The sequence below is a fragment of the Phormidium sp. CCY1219 genome (genome assembly GCF_035615515.1).
Taxonomy (GTDB): domain Bacteria; phylum Cyanobacteriota; class Cyanobacteriia; order Cyanobacteriales; family Laspinemataceae; genus CCY1219.
Genome location: NZ_JAJENT010000882.1, coordinates 1 through 7,850, shown reverse-complemented (window position 1 = coordinate 7,850; position 7,850 = coordinate 1). Strand labels below are relative to the sequence as shown.

The 7,850-nt window shown below is 50.9% G+C and carries 9 protein-coding genes; 2 read left to right on the top strand and 7 right to left on the bottom strand.

All coding sequences use genetic code 11. The features are described from left to right. Positions 1 to 318: 318 nt before the first annotated feature. From LKK83_RS28940 to rpsP, 3 genes are all read right to left on the bottom strand, one after another. The gene (locus tag LKK83_RS28940) at positions 319 to 1,275 is read right to left on the bottom strand and encodes a PhoH family protein (protein ID WP_324634930.1); all 957 of its coding nucleotides are present in this window, start codon (positions 1,273 to 1,275) and stop codon (positions 319 to 321) included. Between the two features lie 156 nt (positions 1,276 to 1,431). Continuing rightward, positions 1,432 to 1,887, bottom strand: coding sequence for a KH domain-containing protein (locus LKK83_RS28935; RefSeq protein WP_324634929.1), 456 nt, complete (start codon positions 1,885 to 1,887; stop codon positions 1,432 to 1,434). After that, on the bottom strand, positions 1,850 to 2,110 hold the full coding sequence (rpsP, locus tag LKK83_RS28930; RefSeq protein ID WP_324634928.1) for a 30S ribosomal protein S16: 261 nt from the start codon (positions 2,108 to 2,110) through the stop codon (positions 1,850 to 1,852). Before rpsP ends, LKK83_RS28935 begins: the two co-directional genes overlap by 38 nt. Before the next feature lie 142 nt (positions 2,111 to 2,252). Here rpsP and LKK83_RS28925 point away from each other — a divergent pair, with 142 nt between their 5' ends. Then, entirely contained in the window at positions 2,253 to 2,378 is a 126-nt protein-coding gene (locus LKK83_RS28925) for a hypothetical protein (RefSeq protein ID WP_324634927.1), read from the top strand. Here LKK83_RS28925 and ffh read toward each other — a convergent pair. From ffh to LKK83_RS28905, 4 genes are all read right to left on the bottom strand, one after another. Continuing rightward, positions 2,375 to 3,805, bottom strand: coding sequence for a signal recognition particle protein (gene ffh, locus LKK83_RS28920; protein ID WP_324634926.1), 1,431 nt, complete (start codon positions 3,803 to 3,805; stop codon positions 2,375 to 2,377). The two genes, LKK83_RS28925 and ffh, sit on opposite strands and share 4 nt — an antisense overlap. A 218-nt stretch (positions 3,806 to 4,023) precedes the next feature. Beyond that, positions 4,024 to 5,796 carry a tetratricopeptide repeat protein gene (locus tag LKK83_RS28915; RefSeq protein ID WP_324634925.1) on the bottom strand — a complete coding sequence of 591 codons (1,773 nt, stop codon included), beginning with the start codon at positions 5,794 to 5,796 and terminating at the stop codon, positions 4,024 to 4,026. 24 nt (positions 5,797 to 5,820) lie between these two features. Further along, positions 5,821 to 6,021: a hypothetical protein gene (locus tag LKK83_RS28910; RefSeq protein ID WP_324634924.1), complete on the bottom strand. Its 201-nt coding sequence runs from the start codon at positions 6,019 to 6,021 to the stop codon at positions 5,821 to 5,823. A 485-nt stretch (positions 6,022 to 6,506) separates the two neighbouring features. Continuing rightward, entirely contained in the window at positions 6,507 to 6,893 is a 387-nt protein-coding gene (locus LKK83_RS28905) for a histidine kinase (protein WP_324634923.1), read from the bottom strand. A 338-nt stretch (positions 6,894 to 7,231) separates the two neighbouring features. Between LKK83_RS28905 and LKK83_RS28900 the strand changes: the two genes are divergently transcribed. After that, a complete protein-coding gene (locus LKK83_RS28900) occupies positions 7,232 to 7,651 on the top strand; it encodes a hypothetical protein (RefSeq protein WP_324634922.1) in 420 nt (139 codons plus the stop codon). Positions 7,652 to 7,850 lie beyond the last annotated feature (199 nt).

Genomic DNA, 7,850 nt, shown 5'->3' with positions numbered 1-7,850 from the left:
CCATTTCCCCTGGCTCTCATCCCGACGCTCACCAAGCACGGGTAGAGCGCGGGGCTTCCCGCCGAGAAGCTAAAGCAAACTTAAAGTGAAATTCAACAGCGGTAAAACTAAGGCAAAGGATGGAGCTATATGGAGCCATTGCACTCCGCGATCGCAACCACCAGGGTTGACATCCCTATAAATTAATCGCCATAGAAATCGCTTATAGTTTCTTCCCGGACAAGCGTGATGGTTTTTCAGTTTTGCTCTCGGTTGTCCTTCGTTCCGGAAGACGCCGCGTTTCCACACTCACCATGCAAATTATTGTCTTCGCCCGAGTTATTTTTTCTCGTACTTTTCGTAAGCAGCAACGATGCGCTGAACGATGGGGTTGCGAACCACATCGCCTTGGGAGAGACGACAAAACGCAATGTCTTCGATGTTTTGTAAAATTTTCTCAGCCAGCACCAAACCAGAGTGCTGGTGGGCGGGCAAATCGGTTTGGGTGATGTCTCCCGTTACCACCATGCGAGACTTAAATCCCAACCGGGTTAAGGCCATTTTCATTTGAGCCGCAGTGGTATTTTGGGCTTCATCCAAAATCACGAAAGAACGATTCAGGGTACGCCCGCGCATGTAGGCGAGGGGAGCCACTTCCACGATGCCGCGTTCCATGAGATTGCTAATTTTTTCCGGTTCCACGACTTCGTAGAGGGCGTCGTAGAGGGGGCGCAGATAGGGATTAATTTTCTGTTGCAAGTCTCCGGGGAGAAAACCGAGCTTTTCGCCGGCTTCGACGGCGGGGCGGGTGAGGATTAAGCGCTCGTATTCATTGGAGAGTAAAGACTGGGCGGCTAGAATGGTAGCTAGAAAGGTTTTGCCGGTGCCCGCCGGACCGATGCAGAAGGTGAGGTCGTGGGTGCGGATGGCGTTGATGTACTGGCGCTGTCGGAAGGTTTTCGCCCGGATGTCTTCGCCGCGACGATTTTTAGCGAGGATATCCTGGCGCATTTCTTTTAATTCGTCATGGCGATCGCTATCCAGGGCGTGGCGGGCGGTGAGGATGTCCACCCCGGTGACGGTTTTGCCATATTTCCAGAGGTCTTCGAGCGATCGCACCAAGCGGGTACAGAGGGTCACTTGGTTGGCGGTTCCCTGAATCATCAATTCTTGCCCGCGCATCACCACCAACGCACCGGTTTGCTTGGACAAGGTTTTTAGATTTTCTTCTCGTTCTCCACTCAGAGCGAGTGCGCTTTCTTGAGAAGGTAGCTCGATTTTGCCTCGTTGTTCCATGCCAGCATTTTTTAATAGGGGCGGCTTTGCTCCATGATAATGCAAAAAGACGCCTCTAGGGGAGCGAATCGCTCCTTTCCAGGCGTCTTAAGGTTTTCTTTGCGTTCCGGGGGTCACTGGACGGGTGGTTCCCGGTTAGGGGGGAGTGGCGATCGGTTACTGGGGTTTTCGCGATCGCGCAGAAGGCTTTTCAACAGAACTGCGACGGGAACGCGGTTTTGAGCCTTTCCCCCGGGAAGAGTCCTCAGCCCCGGGGCGATCGCGCGAACTCCTGTCATAAATATCTAAGTAAATCGATTGACCGGCGGCTTTCGCCGTAGCTTCCAATACCGTTCTAATCGCCTGAATATTCCGTCCGCCGCGACCAAAGACGCGCCCTTTTTCTGGATCGTCAAATGCCACGCGAATCCAGGCTTTTGGCTTGCTTTCCATTAATTCGCAATCCACGCGCAGGGACTCGGGGGACTCTAAAAAGGGTTCGACCAAAAACCGCACTAACCCTTCATAATCAGGCATAGCGTCGTTCCCCAGTTCTCCAGAGGGAGTCAGGGGAACGGATGCTGCACTGGCGGAATTAGGAAGCGGTTCCGGTTGTGACCTGTTCGAAGACATTGGCTTTTTCCAGAATCCGACGTACTGTATCTGTGGGCTGTGCCCCCTGTTGCAGACGTCGGACAATCCCGGGCACATCTAAGCGCGTTTCATCGGTTCTGGGATTGTAGATGCCGAGTTCTTCTAGGGGGCGACCATCGCGGCGATCGCGACTATCCATCGCTACAATCCGATAACTCGCCGCTCTTTTCTTACCAAATCGCTTTAATCGCAGTTTGATCATGTTGCTCTAATGGGTTCCTCTTGACAATCTTACGCTATTCCCTCAGCGCTTGCCTTTCGTCAAGGCTGTGGGCGCACAGCTTTCACGTTAGGCGAAGGGGGGGGCTGCAAAGTTTATAATTGTACCATTTTTTCGGGCGAAAATGCTGACTGTGGCAGGGGCGATCGCCACCGAGGGTGGGGGACAGTGGCGATCGCCCTTAGCTGACCCCGGGCCAAAACGCATCCAGAAGCCTGGTACACTGTCCTTTGACGCGCCATTTGCCTAAAGCTGACCGAAGCCTTTTTTCTTCTTCTGCTTTTTCTTTTTCTTCTTTCCCGGCGCACCGCCTCTGCGCCACCCGGGTTGTCCCGGACCGCCCCCCGGACCGCCCATCATTCCGCCCATCCCGCTCATATCTCCCTGACCCATGCGCTGCATCATGGTTCGCATGCGGGAAAAATCGGCCACCAGCTTGGTGATATCCTTTTCCTGATGTCCGGATCCGCGCGCCACCCGTCGCCGTCGAGAGGGAGAACCGGCCAATAAATCCGGGTTGCGACGTTCTTCGGCGGTCATGGAATTAATCATCGCCTCGGTGCGCTTGAGCTGAGTTTCGCCTTCTTGGATGCGATCGTCGCTCAGCTTACCCATCCCGGGAATCAATTTCATAATCCCCCCGAGAGACCCCATGCTCTTCATCAAGCGCATTTGCTTGAGGAAGTCCGTAAAGTCGAACTTAGCGGAGAGGATTTTTTCCTGCATTTTTTCAGCATCAGCAATATCTACCGCCTCTGCTGCTTTTTCCACTAAGCTAAGCACGTCTCCCATCCCCAGGATGCGAGAGGCCATGCGATCGGGATAAAAGGGTTGTAGCGCCTCGACTTTTTCGCCTAAGCCGACGAATTTAATCGGTCTGCCCGACACTTGGCGCACCGATAGGGCTGCACCGCCTCGGGTATCGCCATCGAGTTTGGTCAGAATTGCCCCAGTGATGCCAATTTCTTCGTTAAAGGTGCGCGTCAGGGTGGCGGCTTCCTGACCGGTCATTGCGTCTACCACTAAGAGGGTTTCGTGGGGGTTGACGGTTTTTTCGATTTCGGAGAGCTCCGCCATCATGTCGCGATCGATTTGCAACCGTCCGGCGGTATCGATAATTACCGTATCCGCGCCAATTTCTTTGGCATGTTCCACCCCGCGACGGGCAATCTCTACTGGGTTGGTATCGGTACCGAGTTCGAATACTGGCACGTCAATTTGTTTTCCCAGGGTCACTAACTGGTCGATCGCGGCGGGTCGATACACGTCAGTGGCCACCATCAGGGTACTGCGCTTTTGCTTTCGCAGATGCAGTGCCAGTTTAGCTGTGGCGGTGGTTTTCCCGGTTCCTTGCAGCCCCGCCATCAGCACGATTGTCGGCGGATTATCGGCTTGGGCGAGGGGGACGTTGCTTTCCCCCATCACGTTGACCAGTTCGTCATTAACGATTTTGACGAATTGTTGGTCGGGACTGACGCCCCGGATGACTTCTGCACCGAGGGCTTTCTCTTCGACGTCGGCGATAAATTGTTTGACGACTTGGAGGTTAACGTCGGCTTCTAAGAGGGCACGCCGAACTTCGCGCAGGGCGTCTTGAATGTTGGACTCGCTGATTTTGTCCTGACCCCGCAGTGTTTTCCAGGCCCCTTCTAAGCGTTCTGCTAGCGCTTCAAACATAAATTGAGTGTTTCTCGAGAAATAAGTTTTTATTTACAATTTGGCAACGGGATAAGCGATCGCTCCTCACCCACCCTCAATCGCTTAGATCCTACCATATCCTGCCCTGCTACTGGACCACTGCCGCGCCACCCCCGGGCGCAAGCTCCTGCACCGGGGTGGCGCTTCTGATGGATTTCGTTGCTCGCTTCGCTGTAGAAACGGTTGCGAAATAGTATTTAAACCGATTTGGCCGATCGCGCGCGCTTCAGCTTCTCGATGGACAGTTCTCGGTTATGCCAAGATTCATAATTGTCTGATTTGATTTCAATGGCTTTTTCATAGGAGGCGATCGCGGCTTCATAGCGTTGCAATTCTCCGAGCATTACGCCTCGGTTATGCCATACTTCATAGTTGTCCGGGTTGATGGCGATCGCTCTATCGTAGGAGACGATTGCTTCTTCGTAGCGTTGCAATCTCCCCAGGGCATTTCCTCTATTATACCAGGCTTCGTATTTATCCGGTTTTATGGCAATGGCTTTTTCGTAGGAAATCGCCGCTTGTGTGTATCGGTGCAATTTTCCCAAAGCATTGCCTCGGTTGTACCAAAATTCATATTTATCGGCTTTGATGCTAATGGCTTTTTCGTAGGCAACAATTGCTTTATCGTAAAATTCTAATCGCGCCATTACATTTCCTAAATTGTGCCAATAATCGGAATGTAAGGGATTGATTTCTGTGGCTCTTTCATAGGAAGCTAGGGCTTCTGAATAGCGTTGCAATCGGGCGAACACCTGGCCTCGGCTATACCATACTTCGCCCCGGTAAGGCTGAATTTCGAGGGATTTGTCGTAAGCGGCGATCGCTTCTTCGTATTGCTGCAAAAAGCATAGGGTATTCCCCCGATGAAACCACGCTTCATCCGCACGGTTGGGCGTCATGGCAATGGCGGTATCATATGCGGCGATCGCTTCTTCATACTGTCCCTGACAGCACAATTTTTTGCCTTGCTGTACCCAATCCTCCGCATTTTGCCATTGCTGATGCAGGCGATCGCTCGCCCCGGGTTGGCTGTTTGAACTGTTATAATTCAGTGGCAGATTATTCGTCTGGATGGGTTGCCAAATAATTGGATATTGAACGATAGTTTTGCTGGCATGAGTCTGTCTGGCTTTTTCTTGCAGTATTTCAGAACGCAATGCTTGAACTTGGGTTAGCCAGTCTGAAGTCACCGATTGAATTTCTTTTAAATGGAGTTTTTGGTCGATTAATTCTTGGGTTAAGTCTTGACAAGTGCTTTGATAGCCTTGGGTGAATTTGGCTAAGTTTGCTTCTATTTCTACCCGGAAAATATTTAAAAATTCGCCGTTTATGTTGCCCGCCCAGCAGCGTTTTTGGGCTTCAGAAATCATTTCGCGAATTACAAATCGCTTCAGCAACCAAAACAGCGCGATCGCACCCACAGGAGAAATCGTTAAATCTAAGAGTAAGGTATGGAATACGCCGACGGGTTGATTCCAAGAGTCCTCCAATTGCGATTTATCCAATCCCAGTGCCTTATTCGGGGTTAAATTTGCGCCCATTAATGGAGGCAGTAATGAAGCTTGCGAAGAGGCAAAACTCAATCGCGGTTGAGGATTGTCTGGGATATCCTTTCCATTGGAGAGCCAATGGTTATCGAAATCGATAGCATTATCGCTAATTAGAGAAAATTCGGCTTGTAAAAAGTGCGTTTTGCAAGGCTGTCTCGTCAGGGGTGGGTCGATTTCCCCCAGGTTTCTAGAATCCGGGCAGATTCCGGATAAATTGATTGGAGTTGCGATCGTCTCTGGTGGACTGATAGACTCAATCGGTTGGCTAGAATTATTAGGGGTGGTAAAACACTCACTCACCCTTGCTTCTTTTCCTGCTACAGTGGGAGATTGGCAGTCAAATGCGCCAGACGTTTCCCTGCTGGCGTCTCCCGGCGCAAGCAGAGTTATCGTATAAAACGCAAAAGTTTCAATCGCCATAAAACGGAACGGATTAATGAGCAATTATTCTAAAATTGCACGCTGGCAGTTGGTCAGGTCTGTTGTCCTTGTTTGAGTTGGGGGAAGTTTTAAACGGTCAAAATTACCCGGTAATTTTGACAACATCCACCCCGCAGTCTCGCCCAATCTTATCGCCAGAAAGAAAAAATCCAGCTTTTCCAAACCCATCATAATAATAGCCTTTGCTTGATTTCCAAAACCCATTCCCCCTGTGCCGAATGGCGATTCTGCACTGCCGACAAATTAAATAAATCGGGGGGCGGGAGGGCTACCTACTGGTTCCAGATCCGGTTATGACATCCGGACAAAACTTTTTTACCCTTTTTTTGAGGGAAAAATTATTTTTCGGTTTGATTTTGAAGTTAGCTGATTTTGCCACATCTTCCCGGGCGGTTACGAAGTCACTCAACAATTATTTTTTTGAGAAATTGAAACGGTTGATTACAAATAAGGATGCTTGCTGTTACCTCCATGTCAGGGGATGGGGATAAGCCAATCCAGAGAAATCGGCGGGAAAAAAGCGGAAGCGATCGCAGCTTGACCCCGATTGGCAAGTGTGTCCCTCTTCCGGTGGTGGGGGGTGAAAACTGAAGTTTGGCCCTTCATTTCACGCCTCTAATTTGCCATGCAAAACTGCGATCGCTCCGGGGTTTTTTCTCCCCTCAATTCTCAATCCCCGCGTTTTAAGATCATTCTATTTTCCAGATTTCTCCTTCCACGGGGCGGCATCCTTGCAAACCTAAACTGGGATTTTGCCGATAGTCCTCTTCGGTGGAGAGTACCTTAACGGTTTTATCCGCGCCGACGATATAGATGTAATCAGCGGTGGGGTCGTAGTTCATCCCCACTCGTAAATTGGAGAAATCGTCCTCGCAGATTTCAAATCCGAAACGCACCACAATCTGGGCTAATAAGCACTCAGGTGTATCGTGGTATTCTCCGGCGGTCTCTCTTTCTTGCCAAAATTTTTCTAGGAAGGGTTTGAGGATGCGCCGGACTTTATCTGGCGCGCCATTCCGACTGGCATAGATGATTGCTGGATTGCCTTCTACGATGATGTGACAGGGTATAGCCATAGTTGTAATTCCTACTCGCAACGGGAATGCTGCCATCCGGGCGGCCCGCTTGGCGTCCACTGTGACGGATTCGGTTTTTCTCCAGTCGCGATCGCCCTAGTTTGCCCTTCCCCGTTTTTATCGTGGGAAGCGAACACTTCGGCATCTCCTGTTCCCCTGTTGTAGGGGTAGTCCCTGGTCAGGGGTTGGAAACTTGCCGGCGTGGCAATTTGACAAAATTGGGAGAAAACCCCCCCACAGCGGATCCTTGCTCGCGATTAAATTAAAAGTAAGTCGCTTTCCAGGCGCATTGATGAACCGATTTCAACTGTATCAGTGTCATAGGAGGTCTGTGAACTGTGAACGCAGCCGAACAAGTGAAAAATTTCGAATTGGCAAGTAAAATCGCCGCAGCAGTGAATGTTTTTAAGCTGCAATTTCCCGATGCCAGGGCGGATCTGAAACCTTGGATCGACGATCCGGATACCCGCGAACTCGTGGATCCCGATTCTCTGGATATCGGGTTTCATTTTCCAGGATGGAGTCGCTCGTTACAGAGTCGCAGCATCTTGGTTCAAATTCGCTTTTATGAAGACCCTTTGGATGGTTCTCGCCGCGCGATCGGGGTGGAAGCCGCCGGATACGACCATAAAGGTCAGCAGTGGCGCTTCTCCACCGTGGAAAATTGGCGCTTTGTCGGCGCAACCGAACCTGTGGCGGAAGTGGGCGAAAAGCTGAAAAATTTTTGTCGCCAAATCTTTGAACTGTTTAATGCCTGAAGGTCAACTTCCTGCTGGATGGTGGTGGGATTTATCGATAATCCGTTAATAACCGAAAAGCCCCCACCCTCGAAGGGTGGGGCTAAATATGACGGTTTCCCAAAAAGCCTCAAATAATTAGACGTGACGTACTCCCGACGCCGACCGCTTAGGCGGTACGGCGCGGGCTTCTGGGCCCAGACCTTTGAGATCTGGGTTT

What these genes read in the sequence shown, in the direction of transcription:
- LKK83_RS28940 (WP_324634930.1), bottom strand. Translation starts at nt 1,275, where the DNA reads ATGGAACAACGAGGCAAAATCGAGCTACCTTCTCAAGAAAGCGCACTC.
- LKK83_RS28905 (WP_324634923.1), bottom strand. Translation starts at nt 6,893, where the DNA reads ATGGCTATACCCTGTCACATCATCGTAGAAGGCAATCCAGCAATCATC.
- LKK83_RS28910 (WP_324634924.1), bottom strand. Translation starts at nt 6,021, where the DNA reads ATGGGTTTTGGAAATCAAGCAAAGGCTATTATTATGATGGGTTTGGAA.
- rpsP (WP_324634928.1), bottom strand. Translation starts at nt 2,110, where the DNA reads ATGATCAAACTGCGATTAAAGCGATTTGGTAAGAAAAGAGCGGCGAGT.
- LKK83_RS28925 (WP_324634927.1), top strand. Translation starts at nt 2,253, where the DNA reads ATGCTGACTGTGGCAGGGGCGATCGCCACCGAGGGTGGGGGACAGTGG.
- ffh (WP_324634926.1), bottom strand. Translation starts at nt 3,805, where the DNA reads ATGTTTGAAGCGCTAGCAGAACGCTTAGAAGGGGCCTGGAAAACACTG.
- LKK83_RS28915 (WP_324634925.1), bottom strand. Translation starts at nt 5,796, where the DNA reads ATGGCGATTGAAACTTTTGCGTTTTATACGATAACTCTGCTTGCGCCG.
- LKK83_RS28935 (WP_324634929.1), bottom strand. Translation starts at nt 1,887, where the DNA reads ATGTCTTCGAACAGGTCACAACCGGAACCGCTTCCTAATTCCGCCAGT.